This is a genomic window from Streptomyces sp. AC627_RSS907 (genome assembly GCF_019049165.1).
The window spans coordinates 1-577 of sequence record NZ_JAGMUE010000807.1 but is presented as its reverse complement, the minus strand read 5'-3'; the positions used below and the strand labels follow the sequence as shown (position 1 = coordinate 577).

Here is a 577-nt window from a genome sequence, read left to right as displayed (position 1 = left end):
TCGGGGTTGGTGCCGGGCGTGCCGCTCGCGGGGTGCTGGGGGCCGCTGTCCGCGGCGTCGGCTATGCCGTCGCGGGTGGCGTCCGGCGCGGCGCTGGCCGGGGCGTCGGGAGCGGGCCCGTCGTGGTCGGCGGCGCCGGTCGGGCGGCCCGACTCGGTGCCGTTCTCCTTGCGGAACGACTCGTAGATCTGGAGCAGCACCTGCTTCTGCCGCTCCGTGATGGTCGGGTCGGTCAGGATCGCGCTGGTGACCTCGGCCTCGGCCCGGTCCCGCGCGTCGAGGATGCCGGCCTGGACGTACAGCGTCTCGGCGGAGATCCGCAGCGCCTTGGCCAACTGCTGGAGGATGTCGGCGCTCGGCTTCCGCAGTCCGCGCTCGATCTGGCTGAGGTACGGATTCGACACCCCCGCCGCGTCCGCGAGCTGTCGCAACGAGAGCTGGGCCGTACGCCGCTGCTCACGCAGGAACTCGCCGAGGTTGCCGACGTTCAGTGCTGCCATGCCTGCGATGCTGCCGCCCGTCGCTAACTTTTGCAAGCGACCGCTTGCAAAAGTGGCGTGTTGCACGGGTGAGGGGG

Annotated in this window: 1 protein-coding gene; it reads right to left on the bottom strand. The window is 71.6% G+C overall.

The features are described 5' to 3' along the window. Positions 1-500, bottom strand: a 500-nt coding sequence (locus KUM32_RS38745; protein ID WP_254406722.1) for a helix-turn-helix domain-containing protein, incomplete at its 3' end; no start/stop codon positions are given. Positions 501-577 lie beyond the last annotated feature (77 nt).